General features: G+C 44.9%; 15 protein-coding genes. 7 read left to right on the forward strand and 8 right to left on the reverse strand.

Going from position 1 to position 17,146, the window contains the following annotated elements; genetic code table 11:
* Positions 1-23: 23 nt before the first annotated feature.
* Genes QEP08_RS03800 through QEP08_RS03810 form a run of 3 tightly spaced genes read left to right on the forward strand, consistent with a single transcriptional unit; the run spans position 24 to position 2,579 of the window.
* Positions 24-857, forward strand: coding sequence for a class I fructose-bisphosphate aldolase (locus QEP08_RS03800; protein WP_285055945.1), 834 nt, complete (start codon positions 24-26; stop codon positions 855-857).
* A 1-nt stretch (position 858) separates the two neighbouring features.
* Positions 859-1,995, forward strand: coding sequence for a Gfo/Idh/MocA family protein (locus tag QEP08_RS03805; protein WP_285055947.1), 1,137 nt, complete (start codon positions 859-861; stop codon positions 1,993-1,995).
* A gap of 11 nt (positions 1,996-2,006) precedes the next feature.
* On the forward strand, positions 2,007-2,579 hold the full coding sequence (locus QEP08_RS03810; RefSeq protein WP_285055949.1) for a D-lyxose/D-mannose family sugar isomerase: 573 nt from the start codon (positions 2,007-2,009) through the stop codon (positions 2,577-2,579).
* Between the two features lie 11 nt (positions 2,580-2,590).
* Here QEP08_RS03810 and QEP08_RS03815 read toward each other — a convergent pair whose 3' ends face one another.
* Both QEP08_RS03815 and QEP08_RS03820 read right to left on the reverse strand, forming a co-directional pair.
* Positions 2,591-3,316: a head GIN domain-containing protein gene (locus tag QEP08_RS03815; RefSeq protein WP_285055951.1), complete on the reverse strand. Its 726-nt coding sequence runs from the start codon at positions 3,314-3,316 to the stop codon at positions 2,591-2,593.
* Between the two features lie 184 nt (positions 3,317-3,500).
* Positions 3,501-5,411 (reverse strand): AAA domain-containing protein, encoded by a 1,911-nt coding sequence (locus QEP08_RS03820; RefSeq protein ID WP_285055952.1) that lies wholly within the window; start codon positions 5,409-5,411, stop codon positions 3,501-3,503.
* A 172-nt stretch (positions 5,412-5,583) separates the two neighbouring features.
* Here QEP08_RS03820 and QEP08_RS03825 point away from each other — a divergent pair, with 172 nt between their 5' ends.
* Positions 5,584-7,089 (forward strand): glycoside hydrolase family 43 protein, encoded by a 1,506-nt coding sequence (locus QEP08_RS03825; protein WP_285055954.1) that lies wholly within the window; start codon positions 5,584-5,586, stop codon positions 7,087-7,089.
* Positions 7,090-7,113: 24 nt separating this feature from the next.
* Entirely contained in the window at positions 7,114-7,404 is a 291-nt protein-coding gene (locus tag QEP08_RS03830) for an Rdx family protein (RefSeq protein ID WP_285055956.1), read from the forward strand.
* Between the two features lie 39 nt (positions 7,405-7,443).
* Here the strand turns inward: QEP08_RS03830 and QEP08_RS03835 are convergent, their stop codons facing one another.
* Both QEP08_RS03835 and QEP08_RS03840 read right to left on the reverse strand, forming a co-directional pair.
* A complete protein-coding gene (locus tag QEP08_RS03835) occupies positions 7,444-9,108 on the reverse strand; it encodes an IPT/TIG domain-containing protein (protein WP_285055958.1) in 1,665 nt (554 codons plus the stop codon).
* Between the two features lie 12 nt (positions 9,109-9,120).
* Positions 9,121-9,876, reverse strand: coding sequence for a hypothetical protein (locus QEP08_RS03840; protein WP_285055960.1), 756 nt, complete (start codon positions 9,874-9,876; stop codon positions 9,121-9,123).
* A gap of 151 nt (positions 9,877-10,027) precedes the next feature.
* Between QEP08_RS03840 and guaB the strand changes: the two genes are divergently transcribed.
* Positions 10,028-11,497: an IMP dehydrogenase gene (guaB, locus tag QEP08_RS03845; RefSeq protein WP_285055962.1), complete on the forward strand. Its 1,470-nt coding sequence runs from the start codon at positions 10,028-10,030 to the stop codon at positions 11,495-11,497.
* 231 nt (positions 11,498-11,728) lie between these two features.
* On the opposite strand, the gene QEP08_RS03850 is transcribed toward guaB, so the two are convergent.
* Together QEP08_RS03850 and QEP08_RS03855 are read right to left on the reverse strand one after the other, a co-directional pair.
* The gene (locus QEP08_RS03850) at positions 11,729-12,436 is read right to left on the reverse strand and encodes a hypothetical protein (protein ID WP_285055963.1); all 708 of its coding nucleotides are present in this window, start codon (positions 12,434-12,436) and stop codon (positions 11,729-11,731) included.
* A 118-nt stretch (positions 12,437-12,554) separates the two neighbouring features.
* Complete coding sequence (locus tag QEP08_RS03855; RefSeq protein WP_285055965.1) at positions 12,555-12,866, reverse strand: hypothetical protein; 312 nt, start codon at positions 12,864-12,866, stop codon at positions 12,555-12,557.
* Positions 12,867-13,306: 440 nt separating this feature from the next.
* Between QEP08_RS03855 and QEP08_RS03860 the strand changes: the two genes are divergently transcribed.
* Positions 13,307-14,068, forward strand: coding sequence for an OmpA/MotB family protein (locus QEP08_RS03860; protein ID WP_285055967.1), 762 nt, complete (start codon positions 13,307-13,309; stop codon positions 14,066-14,068).
* A 101-nt stretch (positions 14,069-14,169) separates the two neighbouring features.
* Here QEP08_RS03860 and QEP08_RS03865 read toward each other — a convergent pair whose 3' ends face one another.
* Positions 14,170-15,885, reverse strand: coding sequence for a trypsin-like peptidase domain-containing protein (locus QEP08_RS03865; RefSeq protein ID WP_285055969.1), 1,716 nt, complete (start codon positions 15,883-15,885; stop codon positions 14,170-14,172).
* A 107-nt stretch (positions 15,886-15,992) separates the two neighbouring features.
* A complete protein-coding gene (locus QEP08_RS03870; protein ID WP_285055970.1) occupies positions 15,993-17,135 on the reverse strand; it encodes a TlpA disulfide reductase family protein in 1,143 nt (380 codons plus the stop codon).
* Positions 17,136-17,146: the final 11 nt, after the last annotated feature.

Here is a 17,146-nt window from a genome sequence, read left to right on the forward strand (position 1 = left end):
CCAGTAATAAACAATAATGATCAATGAAAGATTACAGATTAAACAGGTTATTCAACAGCAAGTCGGGCAATTGCTTTGATGTTGCTATTGACCATGGTTTTTTTAACGAATACGGATTTTTACAAGGCATAGAAAACATCAGCAAAGCGGTAGATATATTGATAAATGCTGCTCCTGATGCTATACAGCTTACCGTTGGACAGGCGCATTACCTGCAATCTGTTCCGGGAAGACAAAAACCTTCTTTGGTGCTCAGAACCGATGTGGCCAATGTATATGGCAAAGAGCTGCCCCGTGCCTTATTCAGCAGGATGATTGAAAACCCTGTGGAGCAGGCGCTGAGGCTGGATGCGACTTGTGTGGTTGTCAATTTGTTCAGTATTCCGGGCGAGCCGGAGGTGACTGATCAGTGTATCCGGAATATTCTGAAGATAAAACCGGTTTGTGAGCAATACGCGATGCCACTGATGATCGAACCACTGGTATTTCGTCCAAACAGCGAAGCGGGGGGCTATATGGTAAACGGTGATCCGGAAAAGATTATACCCCTTGTCAGACAGGGTGTAGAACTTGGTGCAGATATCATTAAAGCCGATCCGACAGATGATGTGGACCAATATTACCGGGTGGTGGAAACCGCCGGACGTATTCCTGTTCTTGTGCGGGGGGGCGGTAAGGCCAGCGACCGGGAGATACTGGACCGGACTTATGGTCTGATGCAACAGGGTGTGAAAGGAATTGTATACGGTAGAAATGTGATCCAGCATGCAAATCCGGCCGGTATGACGAAAGCTTTGATGGCTATCGTTCATGAGGGCGCTAAACCAGCTGACGTAATTGACTATATCAACAACTAAAATGAAACAGGTAAATATAGGTATCATAGGCGGGGGATTAATGGGCAGGGAAGCGGCCGGCGCATTTGGCCGGTGGTTCACGCTAAACGATTTTCCGGTCAAAGCAGCGCTTACGGCGGTATGCGACCTGAGTGAGCAGGTGCTTTCCTGGTATAAATCGGTGCCAACAGTAAAACTGCTGACTACGGATTATAAGAAATTGCTCGCCGATCCGGACATAGATGTGGTTTACGTGGCTTTACCGCACAATTTGCATAAAGAATTTTACCTTGAGGTGCTGGCTGCGGGCAAAGACCTGCTTGGTGAAAAACCATTTGGCATCGATCTGGAAGACGCTATGGCGATAAAAGATGCCGTTAAAGCACATGACCGTTTCGTGCGGTGCAGTTCAGAAATGCCTTTCCTGCCCGGCCCTCAGAGGGTCATCAAAGAAATACAATCGGGCAGATTGGGTCAGATCATCGAGATTAAGGCCGGTTTTTTGCATTCCAGCGATATGGATCCTTCAAAGCCGATCAACTGGAAAAGGCAGATGAAGTTTTGCGGGGAGATCGGCGTAATGGGCGACCTCGGAATGCATGTACTGCATGTGCCGCTCCGTTTAGGCTGGAAGCCTGAAACGGTTTATGCCCAGTTACAGGGAATCTTCACTGAAAGACCTGACGGCAAAGGGGGGGTGGCTGCATGTGATACCTGGAACAATGCCACATTGAACACGCAGGTAGACATAGATGGCCATAAAGTGCCGATGACCCTGGAAACCAAACGCATTGCGCCTGGCGAAACCAATACCTGGTACATTGAGGTGCTGGGTACTAAAGGCGGCGTAAAGTACAGTACAAAAGATACCAAAACTTTGTGGACTTTTAAGCTGGACGGTGAGGAGCAGTTGTGGCAGAGAACCGATCTTGGTTTTAAAGGTGTACCTTTTTCAACCATCACCGGGGGGATCTTTGAGCCGGGATTTTCCGATTGTTTCATGCAGATGCTGGCTGCTTACGTGGCCGAAAGAGCAGGTGAGTTAAGGGACAGGTTTGGTTGTGTCACTCCTGAAGAAGCTGTAGCAAGCCATTGTGTTTTCGCTGCTGCACTGAAATCGCAGGCAAATCAAACAGTAGAAAAAGTGATCTATCTATAAACGACTGTCAAATGAAAAGATCTGAGATCAACGAAGTGGTAAAAGAGGCCACAAAATTCTTTAGTTCAAACGGATGGACGTTGCCGCCGCAACCCAAATGGGATGTGACTGATTTTGGTCTGGGCGATTTTAATGGCTGTGGACTGGTACTGGTCAATCTGGCTGAGGAACCGGAATATTGTGAAAAGCTGATGTATGCCCGAAAAGGGATGGTGACCCCGAGTCATACGCATCAGCAAAAAAAGGAGGACATCATTTGCCGTACAGGTCTGCTCATGGTGCAGCTGTGGAAGTCAGATCCGTTTAAGGACGATAGCGCTGGTGTTTTAAAGCTAAAAATAAACGGCCTGTACACTGAAATTTCCTCGGGGGATCAGGTCACCTTAAACGCGGGCGAAAGGGTAACGATCGAACCCGGCATCTGGCACGAATTCTGGCCTGCATCTGAAGCATGCATTATCGGAGAAGTTTCTACTGCAAATGACGACCTGAACGACAATTTCTTTTCCAATGACCAGGTTGGCCGCTATTCGGAAATAGAAGAAGACGAGTCGGCGTTTGTCAAATTGCTTAGCGATAAATAATGGCAGCGGAGTTAAAATTCGCTAACTCCGCCTGATCCGATTACTTTTTGTTCTATGGAAGGATTACCGCTATAGTACACGTGTCCTGATCCGCTGATAAATGCGTTTATCGTACTGCTTACTTTGGAGTAAACTGAGCCTGATCCGCTGATCCTTGCGTTGAGCGTATTTATAGCCAGCATTTTTCCATTGAGTTTGCCTGAGCCGCTGATGTTTACAGAACCTTCATCTGCTTTGCCGTTGAGTTCGAGGCTTCCTGATCCGCTTATGTTAGTATTCAGTTCATCTGCATCGATTGTCGCTTTGATGCTTCCTGATCCGCTTAACGTAGTAGCGAGTTCTGCGGCTGTTACGGTGCCTTTGACGAGGATGCTGCCATCACCGCTCATGGTCAGGCTGCTGATTTGCTTTGCATTGACATGTGCGATGATCTTTTTGCCCTCGTATTTCTTTGCCCAGCTCTTCCAGCTGATGGACGGGCGGATGATCAGTATTTCGCCTTTTACTTCAGTAACCAGTGTAGCAATGGCCTCAGCATCGCCTTCAAACCTGATGCTTTCTGTATTTCCCAGGGTGACGATTACCTGGATTGGTCCGCCTGCGGCGACACCGCTGAAGTTTTTCACGTTTTTATCGTCCTGGATCACTGTTAGGGGATTTAAGACCGGATTGCCGATAACTGATAAACTTGCTGCTGATAATGCAGCTGTAAATAACAGGGGGAATAATCGTTTCATATTTAAGTTCTTTTGTTGATTAAGTGGAATGGTTAGAACAGTATGGCAATGCTGCCTGATGTTAAAGTCGTTTTCAAATATAGAGACGCTGCTTTTGTTAAAAAGTTGCATCGGGCCGAAAAAATAGTTGATTCAGTTTTATTGGAGCCGCTTGGAGCTTTTCCGTGCTATCTTATATCCCTGATTAGTTCACAAATTCCCAGGCGCTCTGATAAGCTTGTTTTTGATCTGCATAAGCCATGAAATCATCATAAAAAGACAGTCTTGACAAGGTGACGCTGTCGCCGATGACAACCAGCTTCTGTTTTGCCCGGGTCATGGCTACGTTCATGCGCCGGATGTCTGAAAGGAAACCAATATTGCGTTCCGCATTACTTCTGGTCAGGCCTAGATAAATGACATCTCTTTCCTGGCCCTGGAAGCTGTCTACTGTATTGATGGTGATGCTTTTGGTGTAAGGCATCAGCTCGTCTGCGTCGGTCAGTAGTTCCCTGATGAGCAGGATCTGCTGCTGATAAGGGGCAATAACCCCAATGGAAGGAAAATTTTCAGCAGAATAGTGCTTGCTCAGTTCGGCAACATATTGGGAAAGGTGCCTCAGCAAAAATACGGCTTCTTCAGGGTTTGTAGTGCTTGTGCCTTCCAGCTTTTCATCAAATGCGCAGCCGGCCGTGTCGACAAAAGATAAAGCCGCATCGCCGGGAAACAGCTGTCTGCCAGCTATGGATATATGGGCTTTGAGGGAACTGCCGTAAAAGACAGCCGAGGGATAACTCATGATGTCTTCATGCATCCGGTATTGCTCTTCCAACTGGATAACGGCATCGGGCCACAGTCCGGCACATTTTTCCAGAAGGGTTTGGCTCAGCCCGTCCTTTGCTGCTGAGGCGGATTTAATGGTCGGGGGCAACTGACAGTGGTCTCCTGCCAGTATCACTTTGTTTGCTCTCAGGATGGGTATCCAGCAGGCAGGTTCCAGTGCCTGTCCGGCTTCGTCAATTACTACCGTATCAAATTTGAGATCGCTGATGGTGTAATGGCCGGCGCCCACAAGTGTTGCGGTGATCACCTGCGCACGTGCCACCACCTGGTCTGTGATGTACTTTTCGGTCTGGCCAACTTCTTTCATGATCTTATGGGCTTCATTGAAAAGTGCCTTCCGCTGTTCCTGTTCGGCCCGGCCAAAGTTTCTTTTGTATTTGTGCGCCATGTTTTTGTATTCTGCAGCCTGCTTTTTCAGTGCCTTTATCTGCTTCATACTTTCATGCTCTGCCATTTTACTGTCGAGGGTCAGGGATAACATTTTTGCGGATACCCTGGCCGGATTTCCGATCCTTAGCACATTTAGACCTTCTTCCGCCAGCTTTTCGCTAAGCAGGTCTACGGCGGTATTGCTCGGGGCAACGACCAGGATCTGCCTGTGATCCCTTTTGCTCATCGCTTTTATGGCCTGGACCAGTGTTGTTGTTTTTCCCGTACCGGGAGGTCCATGGACAATGGCCAGCTCATTTGCGGTTGCTATTTTTTCCGCTGCCTGCTGCTGTACCGGGTTTAGCCCGGGGAATATGCAGTCAAAACCGTCTTTTATGAAAGTCGGTTTGTTCCTGCCTGTCAGGACTTCGATTAACCGGGTTGGCCTTGCTTCTTTATCCTCCAGAATATGATCTGCTTTTTTTAGTGCGTAACGCATCTCATCGTAGCTGTTGTTGTCAAACAAGAGATCGATCCCCAGTTTGCCATCGCTTGCCCATTCCGGCAGTTCATCTGTTTTAATGGTGATCTTCATTTTGTTGCCGCCAACATACGTAACTGTGCCCTCTATTTTGTCATTGGCAGCGTCGTGGTTCGAAAAGAAAGCAACAGATGAACCAAAGCGGAATTGATGGCTGAGTTCCTGGTGAGTGGTCCGTTCGAGTTCTATGCTCAAATAATCGCCCCTGCTCATTTCGGTGCCCCTGATGGCGATGGGGTACCAGGACAGGCCACCGGCCCTTCGGTCAGCGGCGGTGGTGGATTCAGTATGTGCAAGGTAAGAGCTGAGGTCTTCTTCCCGCTCAACCTTCAGCAGGTCAAGCAGTTTTTTGAAATATTCCATTACCGCAAAAATAACTTTAATTATTAAATACCTGTGTTTAGCTGGAGTCATATCAAACTATTGTTTCACGAACAGATAAACTTGTCGGGTATTGAACTTGTCTGGCAAGCGCATTTTTAAAAAACGCTTTGAAATTGATATATTGCCGGTTCAAACCATTTTCAACACCTAAATGAAAAATCTGCTTTTCGTCTTTGCTATTATTGTTGCTGCATTTGTTAAACCTTCATTTGCCCAGGAGCGCATCAGCGCGGTCATCCCCGGTGATTTTGCGGATCCCTCAGTATGGCGTAAAGGAAATCAGTATTATGCCATCGGTACTTCATCTGAATGGGCACCGCATTTCCCGATGTATACCTCCACCAACCTTAAGGATTGGAAGCAGACCGGATACGTGTTTGACCAGGCACCGGAATGGACAACTGGTTCTTTTTGGGCGCCAGAATATTTTTACCACAACAGTACTTATTACATTTATTATACCGCCAGACGGAAGAGTGACAACGCTTCCTATATCGGTGTGGCGACTTCTAAATTCCCGGATAGGGGCTTTAAAGATCATGGGGTCATCATTGAGCATGGCAAGGAAGCGATAGATGCTTTTGTTTACAACGAGAAGGGCCAGCTTTACATCACTTTTAAAGCCTATGGGCTGGACAACCGTCCGATGGAGATTCTGGGCAGTAAGCTTTCGGCTGATGGCCTTAAACTGGAAGGTGAATTGTTTACCATGTTTAAAGATGACAGCAGGATAGGTCTTGAGGGGCAGAGCATCCTCAAGAAGGACGATTATTATTACCTGTTTTATTCTGCTGGAAACTGCTGCGGCAGCAAATGTGATTACAATGTAAGGGTGGCAAGGTCGAAGACTTTCCAGGGACCTTATGAGGATTTTGGAAACAATCCAGTCCTTGCCGGCAATACAGACTGGAAATGTTCCGGTCATGGTACTTTCGTCAATACCCCTCAGGGTAAGACTTTTTACCTGTATCATGCCTACAACAGGGAGACTACAGTATATACCGGCCGCCAGGGTATGCTGGCAGAACTGACCTGGCCGGAAAAGAACGGCTGGCCTGTTTTTAAGGAACAGTCTGCGGCTGCAAAACCTGCTCTGCAGGTTAAAGACGAGTTTGCTGCCGCAACGCCTTCTGTTGCCTGGCAATGGGATTTTCGAAATTCATCCCCTGTCTTCACACAGGTCAATGATACGCTGCGTCTGTCCGGCACCATTAAGGAAGGTAACCAGAGTGGTATTGCGTTGACTTTAAGGCCTGTAAGTACTGATTTCGAGATGATCACTACAGTAGGCAACCAGAACAGTGCTCAAAAAGGGCTGATATTCTACGGAGATGCCGGCGCTTCGGTAGGGGTAAGCGCGAGAGATGATTTGGCTGAATTCTGGATCGTAAAGGACAGTAAACGCACTGTACTGGGCAGTTCAGAGATCATGATCAAGGTACCTGTACAGCTGAAGATGGTGGTGAAACCGGATCTGACCTGCAGGGTCTATGTAAAGCAGGACCAGGCCGACTGGAAGGAACTTAAGGGAGAGGGCAAACCGGTTGTTATAGATTTCCTTCCCCAGTGGGACAGAAGTCCGCGCATCGGGTTAAACTTTAAAGGTGATCCTGATCAGGATGCCCGGTTTACTGCATTTGAACTTACTAATAAATAATGAGCTTCTTAAAGATAAAAGGCGATGCATAAACCTACCATTACGATAGAATATTGTCCTAAATGCGGATGGATGCTAAGGGCGGCCTATATGGCGCAGGAGTTGCTGAGTACATTTACCGATGAACTGCATGGGGTCTTTCTGGTGCCCAGTGAAACGGGCGGTTCTTACATCATCAGTATTAACGGTAAAAAGGTATTTGACAGGAAAGAGAAAGGACGCTTTCCTGAGATCAAAGAACTGAAGCAGCTGGTGCGTGATGTAGTAAGCCCGGAGAAAGATCTGGGACATTCGGACATAAAAAAAGAGGATTGACCAATTGGCAATCCCCTTTTTAATGAATAAGGAATTTACCTAATTTGTCGCGGTAAAATTTCCATCTGCAATAACGCTCTGGCCCCCGGTTACTATCGTTAGTTTCATAGCACCCAGGTTTAGATTAGAGGGGACAGCGACTGTGATTGTATTTTCTGTTACGCTGATCGCCTGGGCAACGATCGTTCCAAATTTCACGGTCGTCCAATAATCGCCAGGATAAAACCCTGTGCCCTTTATCGTCAGGATCGTTCCTGCAATGGCAGATGCCGGAGAAAATGAAGTGACCGTAGGACCTTTGATGTCAAATTCGCCAGGAGAAACGATCTTTTTGCCCGGTACATCAACCGAGATCTTTAGCTTTCCGGCATTGATGCCTGCGGGGACGGTAGTTCTTAGGTTCGTAGCAGAGGTAGCGACAGCGCCGACAGCAACCGTTCCAAAGTAAACAGTGTATCCGACATCCTTAATGAACGAACCGCTAATGTTAATTTCCTTTCCGGGTGCTCCCTGCTCCGGGCTGAACCCTGTGACTTCATAAGCCAGCACTTTTAATTTTTTTGCTGTTGTCACTTCGTTTAAGCCAAATTTCATGGTCAGCGCATAATCACCTGCTTCGGTATTGGCGGGAATAACATAAGAAAACCCTGTTCCTGTTGTTGAGTTCGCATACTGATAGTCGCCATTTCCAAATTTGAGCTGTGGATATCCATCATAATAATTGCTGGCAAAATTGGCAATATTGACATTCACGACACCGCCCGGCAATGCAGATTCCGGACTGAATGAGGTAATCTCTGGAAGAACAATGCTAAACTCTCCGGGAAGGACAGTTTTCTTACCATTAATTGTGATTGAAACAGTGGCTTTTTCTTTAATGCTTGAAGGGACAATCGCTTGTAAAGTGTTGTTATAATTGATGTTGGCAGTGATTTCGTTGAATTTTACTACAATATCGCCATTGTAATAATAGTCAGTCGGAAGATTGTCTCCTGTGAATGTAATAAAACTACTGATGGCACCTGATTTTGGGCTGAAGTCTTTGATGTTTGCAAAAATGGTGAAATAAGTATTGGCCTGCACGGATGAACTGCCGACAGAAACTGTCACGCTGATCTGGTTTCCATGCCTGGCATTGATGCCAGATGGCACCGCAACCGAGATTTCAGAATCACTGGCCGCAATCACGGTTCCCTCTGTGCCTCCGAAAGTTACATGGACATCTTTGAGTGCCGGTGAGTAAAATTTGCCGGATATTTTAACAATGTCACCTGATTTACCAGTATTCGGGCTTATGCTGCTCGAGGAAGGAACAGGCAGGTTGACGTTTAAAAGCGCACCAAAAGCCGTCCCTTTTTCATCCCGTATATATGCCCTTGCATAAACTATAGGATTATATCCATATAAAGGACCTAATTTTAGATTATCAACGGTCGTAGTGAATTGTCCGGTACTTACATTATTGCCCAGGGAGACTTTTGTGCCGTTACTTTCATCAATATTCGGGTTCGGACTATAAATAAATCCATAATCAAGAATCTGCTGTTTCCCTTTGTTCAGGATGTTTCCGGTAAAAATTACAGTGGTCGGGGAAGCTGCAATTACTGATAAGGTCTGGATCTCAGGGCCGCCAAGATCGTCTTTTTTACAGCTGTTCAATGTCATCAAACCGGCCGCTATGACAAATAAAAAAATCTTTTTCATCGATGGGCGGGATTAAAAGGCGTAACCGATACGGATTCCATTGACCAGGGATGTTCCGAATGTAGAAGAAGAGTTTTTACTGTCTGTGTTTGAATTGTTTTGGCCGTTTGTACCGCTAACCGTTACTTCAACTGTTTTATAGTCAGTTTTTGCATAACCAAGATTGAACTCATAACCAAAAAAGAAATTCCTCGCCATGTAAAAATCAAAACCCGCAACCCCGGCTACGCCATAACGTGTATATGCATTTTCAGCGACTACAGTGTAATAGTTGTTTTGACCCTGGTAAATGATGTCAAGCCAGCCATTTTTTACAGAGGTAGTCTGGCCGTTGTTGCTGTTGTCCTGGCTTGCAGACCGTGTTCCTATAGACAGGTCAAAACCAACGTATGGAGATAACCGTTTTGTCCCTTTAAAATGCTTTTCAACTCCAATATTGAAACTGAGTGTAGTACTTTTGCGATCGGCTTTAAAAAATGTACTTTGTGTGCCGTAAGGAGTACCTGAATTTGTCGATGAATCCCTTTGGTTAATGTTAAATCCTGCTCTGAAAGCCAGATCAGGTTTGGCGAAATACCTGACTTTGATCTGGTTTAATGCATTGTTTAAGCTAAGATTGCCTTTAAAAGGATTGAAATTAAGTTCGGTAGCGAATGTACCGGCTGCCGGTTTTAACCCAGTGTCATCTGTGGGATCATTAGTAACTTTCTGAGCTGTAGCCACAAGGGATGCCATTGCGAAAGCAAGACATAGGAGCGTTTTTTTCATGTTTGATTTTTTTTTGGCGAATATAGATAATTTACTAATCAATCTAAATGTAATCTTTTGCTGTGATACGTTATATTTATCGGTAGCATTGCGCAATACTGATAATAATCGTATCTTTGCCCGGCAAATAGTAACTCATAAATTATTTGCTATGCAACTCGATCCCAATAAATTTGTAGCTGAAGGACTGACATACGACGATGTATTATTAGTACCTGCTTATTCTGAAGTTCTGCCACGTGACGTGGATACCGGAAGTTATCTGACCAAAAACATACGCATCAATGTCCCTATTGTTTCTGCAGCAATGGATACTGTCACCGAAGCTGGTTTAGCTATTGCGATAGCACAGGCAGGAGGTATAGGTATGCTCCATAAAAACATGACCATAGAACGTCAGGCGGAAGAAGTCAGAAAGGTGAAGCGGTCTGAAAGCGGAATGATCCAGGATCCTGTGACACTGAGGGCAGATGCTAAAGTTGCCGATGCGTTCCAGATCATGAAGGACTTTAAGATAGGCGGCATACCGGTCATCGATGCTGACGGCAAACTGGTCGGGATCATCACCAACAGGGATTTACGTTTTCAAAAGGACATGCAACGCAATGTTTCTGAAGTCATGACTAAGGAAAACCTGATTACTGCTGCTGAAGGTACTACCTTATTGCAGGCTGAAGAGATCCTTCAGGATTATAAAATTGAAAAACTTCCGGTAGTGGATAGGGAAGGCCGTTTGGCCGGACTGATCACCTTCAAGGACATCCAGAAATACAAAAACTTCCCTAAAGCGTGTAAAGATGATCATGGCAGGCTGCGTGTCGGTGCCGCGGTCGGTGTCGCCGCTGATAACATTGACCGTGTTGCTGCTTTGGTTAAAGCAGGTGTAGACGTGGTTACTGTAGATACCGCTCATGGTCACTCTAAAGGGGTCATCGACATGGTGAAAGCCATAAAAGAAAGATGGCCTGATCTACAGGTGATCGCCGGTAATATTGCTACCGCTGATGCGGCAAGGGCATTGGCTGCTGCGGGTGCTGATGCGGTGAAAGTGGGTATAGGGCCAGGCTCTATCTGCACAACCAGAATCATCGCCGGTGTTGGTGTTCCGCAATTGTATGCAGTATTTGAATGCGCGCAGGCGCTGATTGGTACTGGTATTCCTGTCATCGCTGATGGTGGCATCAAACAAACTGGTGATATCGTAAAGGCACTGGCTGCAGGTGCAAGCTCCATCATGGCAGGCTCTCTGTTTGCAGGGGTAGAGGAGTCCCCTGGTGAGACCATTATTTACGAAGGACGTAAGTTCAAGTCGTACCGTGGTATGGGTTCTGTAGAAGCCATGCAGCAGGGTTCTAAAGACCGTTACTTCCAGGATGAGGAAGACGTGGTAACCAAACTGGTACCGGAAGGGATTGTTGGCCGTGTTCCTTATAAAGGCACTTTGGCTGAAGTGATTTATCAATACGTTGGTGGCCTGAGGGCAGGAATGCACTATTGCGGTTCAGCGACTATTGCCGATCTGCAGAAAGCCAAATTTGTACGCATCACTGCTGCAGGTATGAGAGAAAGCCACCCGCATGATATTTCAATTACCAAAGAAGCTCCGAATTATTCGAGGTAATATTTATCTCATCATCTTGAGATACAGAGAGGTCTCTTGAACTATGTTGTTGTTCAGTATAGTTCAAGAGATCTTTTGTTTTTAAGAGAACCGCTTGGGGCGAAGATAAAAACCGTTCTCTTCGAAGACTGCATCCCCTGAAGCTGCGCAACATGGGCGCTGATGTCTTCTCTGAGAAGGTGTTTTTCTTCGCCCCAAGCTAGTGCAGAGAAATGCCGAGGATTTTGAGCTCTACAAATATTCATCAGGCCCGATCTCCCAGGTCCAGGGCTTTTTAAAGCTGCTGAGGGTTCGGAGCGTTTTGACCTGAAATGCACCTTCATGTGTCTCATTATTAGTTTTGTCATGTCCGGTCTTGCCGCTGATGACTTTTCTTGTGCCATTCAGAAAGTCATATTGTTTTTCATTTGTCTCGCCGGAACTGATGTGATACGCGTAATTTCTTGCTTGTATAAGTCGCCACTCATTGCCCTGATACCCAAAGCTGTAATTTAATTTCCATCGCCAGTTGCCGCCTCCTTCAAATTCAAGGACCAGTTTTTCATTGCGAATGCTCATCGGCCGAAGAGGATCGGGCATGGCCCCTCCTTCTTGAGACCGGAGGATAAAGTCATTATTTTGTATGGCCAGTTTATAGTTTCTGCCTGTTTTAAAATATATGGCGAGTATTCTTGGTCTTTGGATCTCCGTAATCAGTTCTGTAGTATTGTCGCCATAGGCCCGGTTTTCTTTCACCGAGGCATAAAATTCAAAGATGAGTGCAAGATCTCCGATTTTGTCACCATTCAGGTCGCCATAAACTGAATCAATTACTTTCCATTGGGTAGGAATCAGGGTTTTAATTGTTTTTCCGTGAGCGGGGACGACAGGGAACTTAAAGCTCTGGGCAGAAGCTGTTAGATAACAAAGTGGAAAGAGCAGGCTAATTAATATTCTCATATGCGTAAAGAACGCAAATTGCTACAGAATAGTACGGGAAATATCTAAACATGAAAAAGCCGGAATCCTCCGGCTTTTTCTGTTGTTAACTATATATAATAGGGATTATATATGGGGGTTATTGAATGATTTTACCGTCTTTGTCGATTTTTAAAGAGCCAGTTTCCTGTTCTTTTTTAACATCAACCTGATAGTAAGTCGTTTTGTCTGCATTGGTTACTAAAAACGCAGCAGTTGGCGTCCATGCTTTTACAGGGTCAGATTGTAGGGTCTTTGTAACTGCCTCTGGAAGATCTTTTAGTTCAACCGGAGTTTTGGTGGTACTATCTTGTTGTGCAGCAATGACTACTGGGTTCTTAATTTCGCTTGCTTTTACTGATGTTAATCCTGCTACTGCTAAAATTGCTGCTGATAAAATGATCTTTTTCATAGTTGTTTATTTTAATGTATTTGTAAATAGTGATTATTAATTACGATTAGACTATGATACATAATAATGCCAATGCCTCATTATTTTGGCATATAACTGATTTACAATAAGTTATTGTTTATGTTATTTTGATTTAGTGTGGAGTATCTCCACACTTTGCTGACCAAAGAAACACATTTAAGGGTTTTCTATAACCAGCATGGTCAGGACAATGCCGAAAAGGAGTATATATTAAAAAAACGGCTTCAAAAGTGTGTTATTGGAGATTTTGCTAACTGGCGTGATAATTGCAATTGTACTATTACATCAAGGATTGACCTCTCGATATCTATTTACCTATAAAAATTCAAATCATGTATCACTCTAGAATTTTAGTATTAGCGGCGCTTTCGGTAGTATTAGCATCTTGCGGGACTTCGAAAAAAATAACGGAGGCCAATATGAGATACTCCAGACTGGACAGTACTTATAAGATCTTGCAAACAGATCTGGCAAGGAGCCAGGATTCTACAGCTAAGTATAAAGCGCTAAGCAAGCAGCTGGAAATGCAGCTGAATGAAAGGAAAGCATCTAATGATCAAATGCTGAACCAGCTAAAAGATCTGTCGGTCATATCTGGCTCACAGGCAGAGAGCATTAAGAAATCACTGGAAAACATCAGTTCTAAAGATGCTTACATCCAAAACCTGCAGTCGGCGATAGCCCGAAAGGATTCACTGAACATGAATCTGGTGATGAACCTGAAAGGCGCCATAGGCAACCTGGATGACAAAGACATTAACATCAAAGTGGAAAAAGGTGTGGTCTACATTGACATTTCGGATAAGCTTTTATTTGCCACTGGTAAATATGAGGTAAGACAACCGGCCAAAGAAGTGCTGGGTAAAGTTGCCCAGGTACTAATGAAACAGCCAGACATTGAGTTTATGGTGGAAGGTCATACCGATAACGTACCATACCGGCAAGGTGTATTGCTGGATAATTGGGATTTGAGTGTGAAACGAGCTACTGCTGTTGTCAGGATCCTGCAAAACGAATACAACATTCCTGCTGCGAAAATGACTGCTGCAGGCAGGGGCGAGTATGTCCCGGTAGCAGGAAATGATTCTGAATCAGGAAAAGCCTCGAACAGAAGAACCCGGATTGTGATCCTGCCACAATTGGATCAATTCTTTAAATTGCTGGAAGCTCCTAAAAAATAATAGGATATTCCTTTGAATTCATTGGATCTAAAAGAACCCAGTTTTGCTTCTGTTAAGCAAAACTGGGTTCTTTTTAACCATTAGCAAAAAATGCTTATCGGCTAGTAAGCCAGATCTTTTTGGTAATTCTCAATCAATTTCAGTATCATATCTGCCGGGATGACAAGTGTTGTTGTTCGACTGAAGCGGGCGATGTTAATGCCTAAAAAATGACGATTAAGGTCAAAAACCGGTCCACCGCATTGGTCAGGGAGTATGATGGCATCGTGGCTGAATACCCGGGCAAAACCATCCCGTCGTATACTTTTACCTCCTGAAAACCGGTCTGCAGGATGATTTGACAGACGAGAATTAGGTATGCCCAAAGTCAGGTCCTTAACATACATGTTATTCAGGCGCTTTATTCTAAATGTGATCTTATCTCCTGGCCAGAACTTCATAAGCTCGGCCCCATAATCTTCAGGCTTATTTATCGTGACATCATTGATGCTTAAAACCTGATCACCTGTTTCTATCCCGCTCATACTTGCGGGAGAATTTGGCTGCACTGTTGCAATTGTAATATGGTTTTCTTTGGATGTAGCCATAGTACCAAGATATCCGAGGCTAAATCTTTTTAAAGACTCAAAATGCTTGCTGCCTAATATGCTGAGCTGTTCATTGTTATTTGCCTGCGGAGAGATTAAAAACCTGCCTGGTTTTTGAGATAAAATAGTATCGGTACTGAACTGTTTTAATCTTATCCCACCTTTAATCACAGATATAGCCTGGAGCAAAACAAGGTCATTATCCTGGTTCCTGTAAATGATCTTAAGAGGAACCGGATCGTTCTCTGTTAATAAAGAAATCGGCTGATCTCCAATCAGGGAACTTTTGCTAATGATGAGGCTGGCAACACCGTGATGATCGCCAGGTTTGGGCGGTATAGAAAATAAAGTCCCATTGACCAGCTCTTCTTTGCCGTTTAATATACTTTTTATGCGTATACAGGATTGCATTGATCCCTTGCTCGGTGTCGCAAAACTGAGCTTCGGGTCTTTAAAATCGGGGATTGTTACTATTTCAGACCAGCGCGGGTCCTTACCAATACTATCCTGAATTAAAGGGAACGCACCATAGGTTTGAGGACTATTTAAGGCTGTCCAGTATTTTCGGTAAAGATCGACGGGGATTTCATAATTTTCTTCTTCAGCGATACCTATGGCGCTGTGCACAGCGATAACCCTGCCCAAATGATCAAACAAGGGGCCTCCGGAATCTCCAGGCTCCATAATGCAGGTTGATTGTACAAAGCCCCATTTATTTTTTATCTCGGTAATGCGGCCAAACCTGATACTGGGCTGTGGCTGATTTAATGTTTCCGGATAAGCGATGCTTAAACAGGGTTCTCCTATTTTTAATGAGGAAGACCAACCCATTTCTGCATAAGGCCAATCGCTTCCTTTCACTATTTTCATGACGGCAACGTCAGGAAATGTTTTGTTTTCTGTAAATTCAATTTCTCCAAGTCCGATGGAGACAGTGGTTCTTCCATCAGGAAACGTAACTAAATAGGTGTTTCCAGGCTGGTTTACGTGTGCAGCTGTCAAAATATGACCTTCAGGACTGACCACTACCCCGGTGAACTGGGCACCCGTCTGAACTTTTTTTAAAGTATCAAATCTCCAGATTCTTACGCTGGCCGCATAAGATTTTTCAATAGATGCTGACAATATTCTTTCCAGTTTCCTGGGGTTAAATTTCTGTGCGTAAGACTGGAAATTTAGTGTTAGCAATAATAGAGCAGTTACTTTAAATACTTTTTTAGCGATAATCATTTTCTGGTTTTAGAGGGTTGCAATTCGTTACAACTCATGACATATAAGTCCGGCGGTCCTTTTGAAAGACCGCCGGCTTATAAATCATGGATATAAACTCCTATTTCTTAATTGAGCAGTTCTGCCAATTTTTTATTAAGAGCTTCACCAATTAAATGAGAGCCTATTATTTTTCCCTCGGGGCTGACCAGAAAATTTGCAGGCACCCCGGATATACCGTATACTTTTCGTGCTTCATTGTCCCAGCCTTTAAGATCTGAGATCTGCGGCCAGGTCAGACCGTCTTTTTTGATCGCTTCCAGCCATTTTGCCTTGTCGCTGTCTACAGATACGCCCAGGATCTCGAATCCCTTATCTTTAAAAGCAGCATATTGCTTCAACAGGTTAGGGCTTTCCGCGCGGCATGGCGAACACCAGCTAGCCCAGAATTCTACCAGCACATACTTTCCCTTATAATCTGATAATGAAACCGCTTTTCCGTTTACATCATTTTGTGTAAAGTTTGGCGCCGAGGCGCCGAGGGCCGTTACAGTATGTGCGTTTAACAACTTATACAGCGTTTGTCCGCCGTAAGAAAGGCGAAGGGTTTCGCTGAGCTTGTTAAACAGGGGCAGTGCAACCTCTGGCTTTGTACTATAGCCGCCAACCAGTTCAGATAATGCCTGAAGGGCGAAATAAGAGTTAGGATTGGCTTTTGCAAACCCGAGCATCTTTTCTCCGCGTGATTTCCGGAAAGCCTGTACCTGTTTGTCCAGGGCTTTAAAATAAAGGGTGTCCTTTTGCTGCTCAGGGGTCGCCCTGTTGATCGTTACATTGGCGTTGTGATGCACCGTCATCACGGTAGGGCCAACCTGTGCTTCGAAAGCCTTCATCTCATTATAGACCTTTGAGCCCGTCCATTTTGCATTGTACAGGGAATCCGCCGAAGTAATGGTGATGTTTTCCTTACCAAAATAAACATAGATGACATCGCCAAGTCCCTTGGTTCCGTAGATTTCTTTGTCCCTGATGCCCTCACGGGAAAGCGTGATCCTCGAAGAGGCAATGCCGGAAATGTTACCTGAAAATTTAAATGTGCCATTGACCAGTTCCGCAGAATCAGTTCGGCCGCTGCCTTCAGCACTGTAATCCAAATAGATTTTAGCAGGTTTATTTAAGTTTCCAATCTTACCGCTGATGGTAAAATTAGGAGTTTGAGCGGCTGCGATGGCCGGGGCCAGTGCAGCTAGTAATAATAGTTTTATTTTCATATCTGTGTTTT

Source organism: Pedobacter ginsengisoli, assembly GCF_030244015.1.
Classification (GTDB): Bacteria; Bacteroidota; Bacteroidia; order Sphingobacteriales; family Sphingobacteriaceae; genus Pedobacter; species Pedobacter ginsengisoli.